This is a genomic window from Halovivax limisalsi (genome assembly GCF_023093535.1).
Classification (GTDB): Archaea; Halobacteriota; Halobacteria; order Halobacteriales; family Natrialbaceae; genus Halovivax; species Halovivax limisalsi.
Window position 1 is genome coordinate 3135930 of sequence record NZ_CP095757.1, and the last position, 12853, is coordinate 3148782.

Below are 12853 nucleotides of genomic sequence, written 5' to 3' on the forward strand. Positions count from 1 at the left end.
TCGCGAACGACGGGTCGCGCACCACGGATCGATCAGAACTGTCGGCATCGTAACCGCTCACAGCGAGCAGAGACGACTCCGTGCAGATCGCGGCGCCGCGACTCCGTGGCAGGAACGGACGTCCCAACAGGCACAGACGACTTCGGGGCACCACACGTCGGCGCGCCACGTACTGCGGTGGGCGGCGCGAATCGCCGCCCGAGCGGACTCAGTCGACGATGTCCTCGAACTCTGGAAGGACGTCCTCGTCGTCGGTGTCGCCCTCGGTCGTGTCGACGGCGAGTTCGTCCACGGCGGATTCCAGGGCCGGGTCGCCGGCCGAATCGGAATCGTCGACCGATTCGCCGTCACCCGTCGGATCCGACTCGTCGACCGTCGTGTCCTCGTCGGCGGTCGCCTCGTCGGACGACGATTCCGCCTCGGCCGCCGCGTCCTCGTCGGGTAACGTCTCGATCTCGATCACCTCGAGCGGAATGTTCTCCAGGCGCTGGCCGATCTCCTTGCGTGCGATTCGCGAGGCGTGTTCTTCTCGCTCGACGTTGAACACGGTCATCTCGAGTTCGAGGGCGACGAGTGCCTCGTCGGCCGCGATGAACGCAGGTGGGAGCTCCTCGCCGGCGGGCGAGGTTCGCTCGCCCATGTTGATCTCGACGTAGTTGAGGTCAGGGTTCAGCATCTCGCCCGTCTTCGAGATCGCGATCCGGATCGCCTCGTCCGGCGTACTCACGTCGAACACCGGCACGGCAGCCTCGACGACAACCCTGCAGTTCATACGGCGGTATTGGGCCGCATGCAGTATGAAGGTTCGCCTGGTTGTCGACTCGGCCCGGAAATCGCCGGCCGGACGGGGATCGACCGACGTCCGCCGGTGTTCGGCGGGTTCGAAAGGCCAAAGCCCCTCCGTCCGCTCCCGTCGACGCATGGAAACCGGCGAGATCCCGTCCGACGAGCTGGCCGGTGGGTTCTCCCCGTATCTCACGATCGAGAGCGGCCAGACCTACCGCTGGACGCGCAGCGACGGCGAGCTCTATAGCGGGCGGCGCGCACCGGACGCCTGGTACGAACTCGCCATCGACGGCGAGGTCGTCCGTGTCCGGTCGATCGAGACGGGTCTCGAGTGGCGCTCGACGACCGACGCGGCGCCCATCCTCCGGCGCAGGCTCCGCCTCGACGACGATCTCGACCGGATCGTCGACGCCGCGCCGGACGACCCGCTCGTCGAACGTGCCTTCGACGCCCACCGCGGGCTGCGTCTCGTCGCGGACCCGGCGTTCGACACGCTGATCTCGTTCATCTGTTCGGCCCAGATGCGCGTCGAACGCATCAACTCGATGGTCGACGCCCTAGCCCGCGAGTACGGCACCGAGATCGCATTCGACGGCCGGATCTACCACGACTTCCCGACCCCGGCCCAGCTCGCCCGGGCGACCGAGACCGAGTTGCGGGATCTCGGCCTCGGCTATCGCGCGCCGTACGTCGTCGAGACGGCCCGGATGGTCGCCGACGGCGAAGCGCATCCGGCCGAGGCTCGCGAGATGCCCTACGAGGACGCGCGGGAGTACCTCACCCGATTCGTCGGCGTCGGCGAGAAGGTCGCAGACTGCGCGTTGCTCTTCTCGCTCGGCTTCGACGAGGCGGTCCCGCTCGACACCTGGATTCGCAAGGCGATCGCGTCCCGGTATCCCGAGTGCGACCGCGGCTCTTACGCCGCCACGTCGCGGGCCATCCGGGACCGCTTCGGGGGCGAGTACGCGGGTTACGTCCAGACGTACGTCTTCCACCACCTCCGGACCGGCGCCGAGCCGGTCGAGCCGCCGACGTGACCGCGACGCTGTGGACGACGTAGGCGAGTCGCGGTCAGCGGAAGTCCGCGAGCGACGTCTGGTCGCGTTTCAACGGCCGGGCGGTGTAGCCGTACTCCGTCGCCAGGACGTCCGCGAACGCCTCGTCGAAGCCGTGATGCGTGTGGACGACGTCGGGATCGATCGTCCGGACCGTCTCGATCAGTTCGTCGAAGTCGCAGTGATCCGTCAGCGCGAAGGTGACGTCGTAGTCGCCCCGATACAGGAACGAATCCTCGACCGCCCAACCGGAGAAGCCGGCCTTCAGCGCGCCCGTCTCCGCGGCGATCGCGTCGATCCACTCGCGTCGCGACTGGTTCGACGGCACGACGACGATCTCGTCGGAGAGATCGTCCGGGTCCAAGTCGGACAGCGAGCGGCCGTCCAACGGCTCGCCCGCGAACGAGACGTCCGTCGTGGCCTCGATCGCCGCGTTCACCTCGGCGATCGTCCGCGAGACGAGCACCCGTCGATCGGTGGCCGACGCGACCAGACGCTGCAATTTCTGGGCCCGCCCCAGCGAGTAGCCGAACAGAAACAGCGGGCGATCGTCGTGCTCGCGGATCCACTCGCGGATGGCCGCTTCCAGTTCGTCCTGCGGCGGAAACCGATACCGCGGGTGGCCGTAGGTGGTCTCCATCACGAGGACGTCGGCTTCGACGGCGTCGGGGTCGAAGCCGTCCAGGTAGGCGCGATCGCGCGTCGAGAAGTCGCCCGTGTAGCAGTATCGGGTGCCGTCCGCACCCTCGATGATCGCCGCGCTCGACCCGACGACGTGGCCCGCCGGGAGCAGCTCGATGCCGGGCGCCGACTCGACGAACGCAAACTCGACGCCCGTCCGGGCCGTCGCGATGGCCGCCGTCTCGGCCGAGCAGACGACGACGTCGGGGCTCGACCCGAAGGTGTGATCGGCGTGGGCGTGACTCACGAGGTTGACGTCGCCAGTCGCCGAACGCGCGTCGGCGACGACGTGGCGGTCGAGGTCGAAGTGGATGCCGTCCCGGTGCGTGACGCGACGTGACACTGACCGGGGTAGGCGCTCGAAGGTTGTCCGCCTGTCGGTATCGACGCCAGTCTACGGTTTGGGGCCGGTCACACGCGGCGGTCGCTGCGACGGCGCCGAGGTGACGGCGACCGCATCACCGCGCCGACGTGGATTTTTTGTCGCCGGGGACGAAGGTCCGGGCATGAGCGATCGAACTCGCGCGCACGTGTTCGTCTCCGGCACCGTTCAGGGCGTCTACTACCGGGCGAACACCCGGGATACCGCCCGCGAGGCCGGCGTCGACGGCTGGGTGAAGAACCTCGACGACGGCCGCGTCGAAGCCGTCTTCGAGGGACCCGAATCGGCCGTCGAGGAAGTGATCGAGTGGTGTCACGAAGGCAGCCCGGCTGCCGAGGTCGAGGACGTCGACGTCGAGGACGAAGAACCGCGGGGCGAGACCGGGTTCGAGATCCGGTACTGAGTCACGAGGGCGATCACGCGCCGGTCGCCGGCTCGTGAGCGTCCGAAACGGTCGCACATCGCTCGGCGACGCGTGAACCACCGGGACGCTCAGTTGTCGGTCGCCGACGCCTCGCGATACGCGTCGAGCCAGGGTGGTTCGTCGGTGTGCTCCCAGCTCGCCCACTCTGCCTTTTCGCCGGCGTAGTAGGCGCGGTAGGCGGCGACCGGATCGTCCGGATCGCGGTAGGCATCGGGCATCGCCTGGGGTTTCGGGGTCGGCTCCGTCCCGGGGAACGCGATCGCGTCGGGATCGATGCGGGCGATCACGTCCCAGCTGGCGTGGTGGTCCTCGTGATCGTATCGTTCGCGAAACTCCGCGTCGAGAGCCCTCGCGTGCTCGCGCAGTTCGAACCAGTTGGCCCGCGACTCGGTCGCCCACCGGGTGACGGGATGGTCCGCGTGGGTGGCGCGGTAGAGGAAGTCCCGCTCGTAGCCGTTCTCGCGAGCGGCCGTACAGAGGACCTGGGCGGCTTCCAGCAGCATCTTGTTGACGTGCTGGTCGCAGTGATAGCGCGCGGCGAGTCGCGGGTCCTCGTCCAGCCAGAAGACGTTCACGCCGACTAGGTGGACCCGGACGCGCCAAAGCGTTTCGGCGAGTCGGATCGACGGCGTCGTCGGTCGGCGGTTCCCGCACGTTTTTTCGCCACTCCGGCCGAACCGAGCGGTATGATCACCGGCGAACGCATGGCCGCGGTCGACGCAAACGCCGCGTCGCTGGGCGTCCCGCGAGCCCAGTTGATGGAATCGAGCGGGAACGCGATCGCCCGCGTCGTCCGCGAGGTTGCGCCCGACGGCGGCGACGTCGAGATCGTCGCCGGCCGGGGCAACAACGGCGGCGACGGCTTCGTCGCGGCCCGGTTCCTGGCCGGCGACGGTGGTGAGGGCGAGGCGTTCAACGTCGAGACGATCCTGCTGGGCCGGGCCGAGCGGATCGGCACCGAGATCGCCCGTCACAACTGGGACGCCCTCGTCGCCGGCGACGCCGACGTCCGCGAGGTGACCGACTCGTCGACGGTCTCGCTGCCGGAGGCGGACGTCATCGTCGACGCAATGTTGGGCACGGGGATCAGCGGAACCCTCCGCGAACCCGCGGCCACGGCGGCCGCGGCGATGGCGAAGTCCGACGCGACCGTCGTCTCGGTCGACGTCCCGTCGGGCTTCGACGCCGGCGGTCCGGAGCGGAACGCAAATCCCGTCGGCGCGGACCACGTCGTCACGTTCCACGACGAAAAGCCCGGGCTCGATGCGCTCGACGCCGAGGTCCACGTCGCAGACATCGGGATCCCCGCCGCGGCGGAGCGATTCGTCGGCCCCGGCGACCTCGGGCTCGCCAGGCCCGACGGTCGAACGGGGCGGGCGTACGTCGTCGGCGGCGGGCCCTACACCGGCGCGCCGGCGCTCGCCGCGCAGGCGGCGCTGCGAAGCGGGATGGAACTGTCCTTCGTCGCCGCACCCGAGGTCGTCGCCGACGCGATCCAGGGCTACGCCGAGGACCTCATCGTCCAGCCCTACGACGGCGGGCGACTGACGCCGGCGCAGGTTCCCGACCTCGTCGAGACCGCCGAGCGATACGACGACGTGGTCGTCCTCGGCCCCGGTCTCGGGAGCGCCGAGGAGAGTCTCCAGGCTTCCCGCGAGTTCCTCGAATCCTACGCCGGGCCCGCCGTCGTCGACGCGGAGGCGCTCCCGGTCGTCCCGGACGTCGACACCGACGCGACGCTGGTCTGTACGCCGAACCGTCGCGAACTCGCCCGGATGGGCGGTCCCGAGGTCGACGAACTTCGCGCGGGGACCGACCGGACGGCCGAAACGTGCGCCGCGATCGAATCGTTCGCCGCCGACCTCGACCACGTCGTCCTCGCGAAGGGCGCCGACGACGTGATCACCGACGGCGAGCGGACGCGAATTTCGAGGGCGGGCGTCCCCGGCATGGCCGTCGGCGGCACCGGTGACCTCCTCGCCGGCATCACCGCCGGTCTGCTCGAACACGCCGACCCGTTCGAGGCGGCCTGCGCGGCGGCGTACGTCAACGGCCGCGCCGGCGAGGTGCTGGCCGGGCGGTGGGGCGACGGAGACGGCCTCGGCATCGCCGCGTCGGACCTCCTCACGGAGATCCCCGGCGTTCTGTGGGGTGAGCCCGATGAGTGAGCCCGAGCCGACGAGCGGCGACGGGGCGACCGACGCTGACCCGGACGACTCCCAGACCGGCGAGGCGCTGACCCACACGACCGCGGCGGGCGACGTACAGATGGTCGACGTGGGTTCGAAACCGGATACGAAGCGCCGGGCCGTCGCCGCCGGCCGGATACGGGTGCGGCCGGCTACCGTCGGGGCGATCCGAGCGGACGAGATCGGCAAGGGAGACGTTCTGGCAACGGCTCGCGTCGGGGCGATCCAGGCCGTCAAGCACACGTGGGAGACGATCCCGATGTGCCACCAGCTCCCGATCACGAACGTCGATGTCGCGTTCGACCTCGAAGACGACGCGGTGCGGCTGGAAGTCGCCGTCGAGACGACCGGCAAGACCGGTTGCGAGATGGAGGCACTCCAGGGCGTCACGACCGGACTCAACGTCGTCTGGGACATGGTCAAAGCCGCCGAGAAGGACGAGGACGGGCAGTATCCCGAGACGCAGATCGAGGACGTCCGGGTGGTCGAGAAGCGAAAAGGAGCGATCGACACGTAGTGCGTTTACAGCCGGCGGTGGCGCGTCTCGGACGGGCGGCGATTCGTCGGCGACTGCCGCGAACACAAGGTACATCGGTTCTCCCGTGCTACCACGGGTCATGACCGACGTGGACCCGGACGGTACCGTGAGCGACGACGATGGGGCGTCGCCGCTCGCGACGGTCGACCTCGACGACGCGATCCACGTCACCGAACCGAGCGAGGCGTTCCAGGCGCTCGGCAACGAGATCCGCACCAGCATTCTGGAGACGGTTCGAGACCGGTCCGGGGGAGCGCCACCGGACGCACGGGTCTCCTTCTCGACGCTCTTCGAGGCGTCGTCGGTCGACACCACCGCCGGCTTCGCCTACCACCTCGACGAACTCGTCGGCCCCTTCCTCGAGAAGACGGACGAGGGCTACGCGCTGACCGCGGCCGGTCGCCGCGTGGCCCGGGCGATCGAATCCGGCACCTTCACCCGGCGGGTCGATCGAGCCGACATCCCCATCGACGATCCGTGTCCGTTCTGCGCGGGCGACGGACTCGAAGCGATGGTGACCGACACCGTCGTCACCATCGCCTGTCGCGAGTGTGACCGACCGGTCCTCAAGATGGACTTTCCGCCCGGCGGCTTCGCGGCCCACGGGGAGGACATCCCGGCCGCCTTCGACCGCCACCACCGCCACCGCATCGATCTCCTCGGCGACGGCGTCTGTCCGGAGTGCAGCGGGCGCGTCGAGCGCGCGGTCGAGGTCGTCGCTCCCGATCGGCTCGACGACGCGTTCCTCGACGCCGAGGGCGTTCCCGACCCCGTCCAGGCCGCGTTTGCCTGCGAACACTGCGGCTACGACCTCCAGTGTCCCGTCGCGCACACCCTGCTCTCGCACCCGGCTGTCGTCTCGTTCTTCCACGATCACGACGCCGCCGTCGCGGCGCGCCCGATCTGGAACGTCGGCCCCGAGTGGTCCGAAACGCCGCTCTCGCACGACCCGATCGCCGTCCGCGTCGCCGTCACCCTCGAAGACGAAACGCTGGAGTGCTACGTCGACGGGGCCGGCGACGTCGTCGAAACGCGTCGGGTCGACGAATCTCGCGAGGGTATCGAGCACGGGGGCGGTGTGGAAACCGCGCCGCCCGCCGACCGACCGGAGGCCGACGCCGCTTGACAGGTTTGCGGTTCGGTTCGAGTCCGCCGCGACGGGACTGCAGATTCGATGCGCCTCAGGACGCAGCGCCCGGCAGTGACGACGCGATTTCCTCGCGCGTCCGCCTCGTGATGGTTGGCCCCGGCTCGATCGTCAGGCACTCGTAGGCATCCGGGTCCGGATCCTCGTCTTCCGCGGCGAGCCCGTCGAGCGCCACCGTCATCGCGTCGTCGATCGTCAGTGCGTCGTCCTCGAGTGAGCGTGTGGTCTCGCCACCGGGGGACGCCGTGCCGTCTTCCAACCGACCTCTGATCGCGTCGGCGCCGTCGCCGATGCCGACCGCCTGCCAGCCGTACGGCGTCCCGCTCGGATCGACCTCGTAGAGCTGTCCGTGGCCAGCGGACGGGTCGGCAGTTCCCGACGGGTCCACGCCGGCGACGAGCAGGGCGGCGCCGAACGGGCGCGTGCCGCCGGTCTGGGTGGACTCCTGGACGTGATCCGCCAGGTCGGTCGTCACCGAATCGACCGGTGCGGGTTCGCCGTAGCGGAGCCGGTGGCGCTGGGCCTCGAGGCGGGCGCGCTCGACGAGCTGGCGCGCGTCGGCGGCGTGGCCCGCGGAGGCGATCGCGAGGTGGTCGTCGACCCGGTGGAGCTTCGCGACCGAGTCCGCATCGAGCAACGGCGAGGCGAGCCGCTTCCGGGCGGCCAGCACGACGCCGTCGGCCGCCCGCACGCCGACCGCGGGCGAGCCGCGTTCGACGGCCTCGCGAGCGTACTCGACCTGGTAGAGTCGGCCGTCGGGCGAGAAGATCGTCTGGCCCCTGTCGTAGGCCTGTCGTCGGTTACCGTCCATCTCGAGTCACCCCCTCGTCGGCATCGCCGCCGTCAGCGGATCCGTCCGCGCTCGCAGCGTCGAGGGCTACCTCGCCGAGCCCGTCGATCCGCCGCTCCGCGAGCCCGTCGGCCGTGATCGCGGTGATCGTCATGCCGTCGCCGCTGGCCACGTCGCGTTCCGCGGCGCTCTCGAGCGCTCGTGCGGCGAGCAGACGGAGCGACTCGACCGTCGATGACGACTCGAACGCGGCTTCGAGCGCGCCGTAGGCGAGTTGCATGCCGCTGCCGCCCGCCGCGACGTCGTCGCGAAGCACGCCGCCCGCACCGTCGACCTCGTAGATCGCCGGCTCCGGGTCGACGCCGCCGAGGACGATGCCGAGTCCGCGGAACTGCCCGCTCCGGAGCAGGCCCGCGGCGCGTTCGGCCAGCACCCCGGTCGACATCGGCCGGTCGTGATCGAGTTCGTAGATGCGCTGTTCGGCCCGGAGTTGTGCGACGAAGGACTGCGCGTCGCTCACGCCGCCCGAGAACGCGATGGCCGCGTGCTCGCCGATCGGTTCGACCTTCCGCACCGACTGGTTGGTCACGAATCGGCCGCCGAGGCTCGCCCGCGCGTCGGCCCCGAGGACCACGCCGTCGGCGCCGGCCAGACCGACGATCGTCGTTCCGGTCGAGAATTCCTTCGGCGGGTCTCTCCCCTCCGTCTGACCATCCCCCGCTGGAGTCTGGGACATACACGGACCAGGGGACAGTCGCCATTAATTGTTAGCTAAAATATATTTTACCGGGCCGGTGAACGAATGGGCCGGGTGCCCGCCGACGGGTGAGGGCGTAATCCTTCGACAACCGACGGCGCGGCCCGCGACGACGGCGAGACGGGTCAGTGCCACTAAGTAGTTGCTCGCGGAAGGCCGATTCATGACGCTGTTCGGGACCGCGGGGATCCGGGGGCCGGTCGCCGGGACGGTGACGCCGTCGCTCGCGCTGGCGGTGGGCCAGGCCGTCGCGAGCGACGCCGATGGAACGGGGCCGACGGTCGTTCTCGGCTACGACGGCCGGGAGACCAGCGAGGCGCTGGCGGCCGCGATGGCGGCCGGTCTCGCGAGCGGCGGCGCCTCGGTCCGCCGACTCGGACAGGTCCCGACGCCGACGCTCGCGTTCGCCTCGCAGGGCCGACGCGGGGCGATGATCACCGCGAGTCACAACCCGCCGGCGGACAACGGGGTCAAGCTCTTCGACGACGGGGTGGAGTACGACCGCGAGGCGGAGCGCGCCGTCGAGCGGGCCGTCGAGGATCCCGCGACGAAATCGTGGGATCGGTGGGGATCGATCGAACGGGTGGACGCCCTCGACCGATACCGAGACGCCGTTTGCGGGTACGTTCGCGAGCAGTTTGCCGACGGCGACACTCGCGACGAGTCCGCCGACGCGGCGACAATCGAGCCCCTGGCGGGACAGTCGGTCGTCGTCGACTGCGGCACCGGCGTCGGCGCGTTGGCGACGCCGCAGGTACTCGGTCGACTCGGGGCAGACGTGACGGCGCTGAACGCCACCGTCGACGGGCACTTCCCCGCCCGGGAGAGCAAACCGACGCCCGAGACCCTGACAGACTGCGCGGCGTACCTCGCCGAAGGAGACGCCGATCTCGGCCTGGCCCACGACGGCGACGGGGATCGACTCGTCGTGCTCGGTCCCGACGGGGACGTCGTCCACGAGGACACGATCCTCGCGGTCGTCGCAGCCCACTACGTCGAGGCCGCGACCGTCGCGGATCCGGTCGTCGTCACCACGCCGAACGCGTCCGCGCGGATCGACGAGCGAGTGCGCGAGGCCGGCGGCCGCGTCGAGCGGGTGCGACTCGGGTCGCTCCACGAAGGGATCGCCCGCGTGCGGGCCGAATCGGACGCGGGATCGGACACCGAGGTCGTCTTCGCCGCCGAGCCGTGGAAACACATCCACCCGGCCTTCGGCGGCTGGATCGACGGCGTCGCCAGCGCCGCGATGGTCGCGGGGCTCGTCGCGGCAACGGGCGACGTCGAAGCGCTCCGCGAGCCCGTCGCCGAACGTCCGTACCGCAAGGAGAGCGTTCCCTGCCCGGACGACATCAAGGAACGGGTGATGGCGGACCTCGAAACACGCCTGCCAGAGCGCTTCCCCGAGGGGTCGGTCGACACCGACTACGGCGTCAGGATCGAGCTCCCGGACGCGTCGTGGGTGCTGGTGCGTCCCAGCGGAACCGAACCATACGTCCGGCTGTACGCCGAGAGTGACGGCGTCGAGTCGCTGGTCGCGGAGACGCGCGAAGCGATCGAGCGGGCGGTCGAAACCGTCTGACGTTCGGACCGACCCCGCCTCCGAGGCCGTAGCCGGTCGGCGTCCAACCGCTACTCACCCGGGCAACCGATCATCCCGGTCCTCGGAGTGGGCCGCGCCGCGCGCCGGTCCGTCGTCGGATTCGATCAGTGGTCGGCCGAAACGAGCCGCGCTCGGACCGTTTCGGCGACGTCGTTCAGGTAGAGCTGTCCGAACGCCGCGACGGACAGGGCGCCGAGCGAGTTGAACATCGAATCGCGGACGGTATCGTCGAGCCCCTTCTGGGCCAGCGGCATCGTCACGCCAGTTGCGTTGGCGACGATATCCAGGGCGAACTCGAACAGTTCCCAGACGACGCCGAACGAGAGGACGACCACGAAGATGTAGACGAAGGCGAACCGGGTGGGAATGTGAATCTCGTCGCTGTGGAGGTCGATCGCTCGCGCGATTGTGTACCCCGCGGCCGCGATCAGCGATCCGGACACCGCGTGCGTGACGTGGTCCCACCAGTAAATCCGGTCGTAGAGGCCGGCCGATCCGACGGTGTGTAAGAACACGGCGGTCGTGATCCAGAGCGCGAGTCGCGAATCCAGCGGGAGGCTGTAATTTCGCTCCATCACGGCGGGGAGAAACGTGACGAGCAGGCCGACCGTGCCGTTGGTGATCGCCTTCGGCTGGCCGGCGATCAGGCCGTAGCCGACGATCGCGACGAGGGCGAGTTGCAAGCTACGCGTAACGTGTCGGTGCGTCCACATCGACGGCCCGGGGAGGCGCGTCATCGTCTCACCGTCCCCCGGATCGCTCGCCAGAGTCGGCGGTCCCGCCGTCGGAAGTAGCCGTCGAACAGGATCCCCGCGACGCAGCCGGCCGCCATCACGTACAGCCACTCGAGCATGAGCGTCTCGTTGTCGACGAGATACGCCGTCCCGAGATAGCGATCGGCGTTCCACCGGAAGACCGTCCACGCCGCGACGGTCGCGAGCGTCGTCATGACGACGAACCCGACCGCGAACCAGTGGGTGACCCGGAGCGCGGTGAACATGTGGAGTTCGACGGTGACGATCAGCGACAGTCCGGCGATCGCGAGGTACGTCGCGAACGTTCCGACCGTTCCCCCGACCAGTCCGCGAATGAGGATCGGAAAGAGCGCGATCACGAGGAGCTCCCACGGGAGCATCACCCGCCACTCCCGGTACGCGACCGGTGGAATGAGGACGACGACGCCCGCGAACGCGACGAACACGGACCACTGAACGTCCCAATCGAGGACGCTCTCCGTAAGCACCACGGCCAGGACGCCGACGAGCAGCCACGCGACGACCGCGTTCGCCCGGCCGCTACGGAACAACCGTTCGAGGATGTCCGTGACGTCGTGCACGAAGGGGCGATCCGAGTCCCCCAGTTCATCGACCATCGCTTGCGTGGAGAGACGGGTACCTCATAAACCTTCGCCGATGAGTCTCCCGGCGACCGCAGCGCTGGCCACCGTCCCAAAATACAGTCACCGCGTCGGTGACCGAATCACGATCGACACGGACTTGCCGCCCGATCCCGATCACACTCGTATGAACGGCTTGATCGCGCGCGCTCGCGAGATGCAGGACGCGTCACACGTTCCCTACTCCGAGTACCGGGTCGGCGCCGCCCTCGAGACGGCCGACGGGTCGGTCTTCGCCGGCTGCAATCTCGAGGTCGTCAACTTCTCGAACAGCCTCCACGCCGAGGAGGTCGCCATCGCGGAGGCGGTCAAAGCGGGCCACCGCGAGTTCGAACGCCTCGCGGTCAGTTCCGACCGTCGCGACGGCGTGACGCCCTGTGGCATGTGTCGCCAGACGCTCGCGGAGTTCTGCGACGCGGAGCTGGTCGTGGCCTGCGACGAGGGCGACGACGCCGACGGGAAGCCGGTCGTGACGACCCACACGCTCGGCGAGTTGCTCCCGGCCGCGATGGAGCAGGACGACCTCGCGTGAGGTGACCCGCCTCGGCCGGGACCGCGCCCGGATCAGCCGTCCTGGCGCCGTTCGGCTTCGAGGTGGTCGTGCAGGATCGTCCGGTGACACCGCTTGTTCGACGTGTTCTCGAAGCAGACGAGCGCGATCGATTCGCCCGAGTCGAGGCGCGCGAGCAGGTCGTCGACGGCGTCGCCCGCGGCGTCGGACGACTGCAGGTGCGCGCGGTACCGCGACGCGAAGTCCGTCTCCTCCCAGGCGGCGTTGTGCGCTTCCTCGTCGCAGATGCCGCGGCGCTTCAGGTCGGTCTCGGCCTGCTTCGTCTCGTCTAGCAGGTCCCGCGGCGGGCCGAGCGGTTGGAGGTTTTCGTCGACTGACCCGTGGAACCACGGCGTCGGGTCCCGGACGACGCCGATACGGGTCGTCTCGGGCGGCAACTCGACCAGGTCATGTTGCAGCGCGGCGACGTACGTGTCGGAGAGCAAGCCACCGACCGGTGCCCCATCCGCGGCGTCCGCCGAACCGCCCGCATCCCCGGTGTCGGACATGATCCGGTCTTGGTCCGGGGCAGGTATATAGCCCGCGACGAGAAACCAC

At 69.6% G+C, this 12853-nt stretch carries 15 protein-coding genes; 7 read left to right on the forward strand and 8 right to left on the reverse strand.

Features of this window, described 5'->3' with window-relative positions; translation table 11 throughout:
• Positions 1-208: 208 nt before the first annotated feature.
• Positions 209-772: a DUF555 domain-containing protein gene (locus tag MXA07_RS14655; RefSeq protein WP_247729335.1), complete on the reverse strand. Its 564-nt coding sequence runs from the start codon at positions 770-772 to the stop codon at positions 209-211.
• Positions 773-920: 148 nt separating this feature from the next.
• Here MXA07_RS14655 and MXA07_RS14660 point away from each other — a divergent pair, with 148 nt between their 5' ends.
• Complete coding sequence (locus MXA07_RS14660) at positions 921-1823, forward strand: DNA-3-methyladenine glycosylase family protein (protein WP_247729336.1); 903 nt, start codon at positions 921-923, stop codon at positions 1821-1823.
• A gap of 34 nt (positions 1824-1857) precedes the next feature.
• On the opposite strand, the gene MXA07_RS14665 is transcribed toward MXA07_RS14660, so the two are convergent.
• Positions 1858-2865: an MBL fold metallo-hydrolase gene (locus MXA07_RS14665; RefSeq protein ID WP_247729337.1), complete on the reverse strand. Its 1008-nt coding sequence runs from the start codon at positions 2863-2865 to the stop codon at positions 1858-1860.
• Positions 2866-3028: 163 nt separating this feature from the next.
• On the opposite strand from MXA07_RS14665, the gene MXA07_RS14670 reads away from it, so the two are divergent.
• Complete coding sequence (locus tag MXA07_RS14670; RefSeq protein ID WP_247729338.1) at positions 3029-3307, forward strand: acylphosphatase; 279 nt, start codon at positions 3029-3031, stop codon at positions 3305-3307.
• A gap of 89 nt (positions 3308-3396) precedes the next feature.
• Here MXA07_RS14670 and MXA07_RS14675 read toward each other — a convergent pair whose 3' ends face one another.
• The gene (locus MXA07_RS14675) at positions 3397-3903 is read right to left on the reverse strand and encodes a hypothetical protein (protein ID WP_247729339.1); all 507 of its coding nucleotides are present in this window, start codon (positions 3901-3903) and stop codon (positions 3397-3399) included.
• 111 nt (positions 3904-4014) lie between these two features.
• Between MXA07_RS14675 and MXA07_RS14680 the strand changes: the two genes are divergently transcribed.
• From MXA07_RS14680 to MXA07_RS14690, 3 genes are all read left to right on the forward strand, one after another.
• A complete protein-coding gene (locus MXA07_RS14680; protein ID WP_247729340.1) occupies positions 4015-5496 on the forward strand; it encodes an NAD(P)H-hydrate dehydratase in 1482 nt (493 codons plus the stop codon).
• A complete protein-coding gene (moaC, locus tag MXA07_RS14685) occupies positions 5489-6034 on the forward strand; it encodes a cyclic pyranopterin monophosphate synthase MoaC (RefSeq protein ID WP_247729341.1) in 546 nt (181 codons plus the stop codon). Before MXA07_RS14680 ends, moaC begins: the two co-directional genes overlap by 8 nt.
• 100 nt (positions 6035-6134) lie before the next feature.
• Entirely contained in the window at positions 6135-7181 is a 1047-nt protein-coding gene (locus MXA07_RS14690) for a DUF7351 domain-containing protein (protein ID WP_247729342.1), read from the forward strand.
• 55 nt (positions 7182-7236) lie between these two features.
• Here MXA07_RS14690 and MXA07_RS14695 read toward each other — a convergent pair whose 3' ends face one another.
• Both MXA07_RS14695 and MXA07_RS14700 read right to left on the reverse strand, forming a co-directional pair.
• Entirely contained in the window at positions 7237-8013 is a 777-nt protein-coding gene (locus tag MXA07_RS14695) for an archaeal proteasome endopeptidase complex subunit alpha (protein WP_247729343.1), read from the reverse strand.
• The gene (locus tag MXA07_RS14700) at positions 8003-8728 is read right to left on the reverse strand and encodes an Ntn hydrolase family protein (protein ID WP_247729344.1); all 726 of its coding nucleotides are present in this window, start codon (positions 8726-8728) and stop codon (positions 8003-8005) included. The genes MXA07_RS14695 and MXA07_RS14700 overlap by 11 nt, the downstream gene beginning before the upstream one ends.
• Positions 8729-8912: 184 nt before the next feature.
• On the opposite strand from MXA07_RS14700, the gene MXA07_RS14705 reads away from it, so the two are divergent.
• Positions 8913-10328 carry a phosphohexomutase domain-containing protein gene (locus MXA07_RS14705; protein ID WP_247729345.1) on the forward strand — a complete coding sequence of 472 codons (1416 nt, stop codon included), beginning with the start codon at positions 8913-8915 and terminating at the stop codon, positions 10326-10328.
• Positions 10329-10453: 125 nt separating this feature from the next.
• Here MXA07_RS14705 and MXA07_RS14710 read toward each other — a convergent pair whose 3' ends face one another.
• On the reverse strand, positions 10454-11062 hold the full coding sequence (locus MXA07_RS14710; protein ID WP_247731765.1) for a DUF2238 domain-containing protein: 609 nt from the start codon (positions 11060-11062) through the stop codon (positions 10454-10456).
• 20 nt (positions 11063-11082) lie between these two features.
• Positions 11083-11721, reverse strand: a complete 639-nt coding sequence (locus MXA07_RS14715) for a hypothetical protein (RefSeq protein ID WP_247729346.1) — start codon at positions 11719-11721, stop codon at positions 11083-11085.
• A gap of 151 nt (positions 11722-11872) precedes the next feature.
• Here MXA07_RS14715 and cdd point away from each other — a divergent pair, with 151 nt between their 5' ends.
• A complete protein-coding gene (cdd, locus tag MXA07_RS14720) occupies positions 11873-12277 on the forward strand; it encodes a cytidine deaminase (protein ID WP_247729347.1) in 405 nt (134 codons plus the stop codon).
• A 32-nt stretch (positions 12278-12309) separates the two neighbouring features.
• Here the strand turns inward: cdd and MXA07_RS14725 are convergent, their stop codons facing one another.
• Positions 12310-12804 (reverse strand): DUF488 domain-containing protein, encoded by a 495-nt coding sequence (locus MXA07_RS14725; protein WP_247729348.1) that lies wholly within the window; start codon positions 12802-12804, stop codon positions 12310-12312.
• Positions 12805-12853: the final 49 nt, after the last annotated feature.

What these genes read in the sequence shown, in the direction of transcription:
- moaC (WP_247729341.1), top strand. Translation starts at nt 5,489, where the DNA reads ATGAGTGAGCCCGAGCCGACGAGCGGCGACGGGGCGACCGACGCTGAC.
- cdd (WP_247729347.1), top strand. Translation starts at nt 11,873, where the DNA reads ATGAACGGCTTGATCGCGCGCGCTCGCGAGATGCAGGACGCGTCACAC.
- MXA07_RS14715 (WP_247729346.1), bottom strand. Translation starts at nt 11,721, where the DNA reads ATGGTCGATGAACTGGGGGACTCGGATCGCCCCTTCGTGCACGACGTC.
- MXA07_RS14680 (WP_247729340.1), top strand. Translation starts at nt 4,015, where the DNA reads ATGATCACCGGCGAACGCATGGCCGCGGTCGACGCAAACGCCGCGTCG.
- MXA07_RS14660 (WP_247729336.1), top strand. Translation starts at nt 921, where the DNA reads ATGGAAACCGGCGAGATCCCGTCCGACGAGCTGGCCGGTGGGTTCTCC.
- MXA07_RS14655 (WP_247729335.1), bottom strand. Translation starts at nt 772, where the DNA reads ATGAACTGCAGGGTTGTCGTCGAGGCTGCCGTGCCGGTGTTCGACGTG.
- MXA07_RS14725 (WP_247729348.1), bottom strand. Translation starts at nt 12,804, where the DNA reads ATGTCCGACACCGGGGATGCGGGCGGTTCGGCGGACGCCGCGGATGGG.
- MXA07_RS14700 (WP_247729344.1), bottom strand. Translation starts at nt 8,728, where the DNA reads ATGTCCCAGACTCCAGCGGGGGATGGTCAGACGGAGGGGAGAGACCCG.
- MXA07_RS14690 (WP_247729342.1), top strand. Translation starts at nt 6,135, where the DNA reads ATGACCGACGTGGACCCGGACGGTACCGTGAGCGACGACGATGGGGCG.
- MXA07_RS14695 (WP_247729343.1), bottom strand. Translation starts at nt 8,013, where the DNA reads ATGGACGGTAACCGACGACAGGCCTACGACAGGGGCCAGACGATCTTC.
- MXA07_RS14670 (WP_247729338.1), top strand. Translation starts at nt 3,029, where the DNA reads ATGAGCGATCGAACTCGCGCGCACGTGTTCGTCTCCGGCACCGTTCAG.
- MXA07_RS14710 (WP_247731765.1), bottom strand. Translation starts at nt 11,062, where the DNA reads ATGTGGACGCACCGACACGTTACGCGTAGCTTGCAACTCGCCCTCGTC.
- MXA07_RS14705 (WP_247729345.1), top strand. Translation starts at nt 8,913, where the DNA reads ATGACGCTGTTCGGGACCGCGGGGATCCGGGGGCCGGTCGCCGGGACG.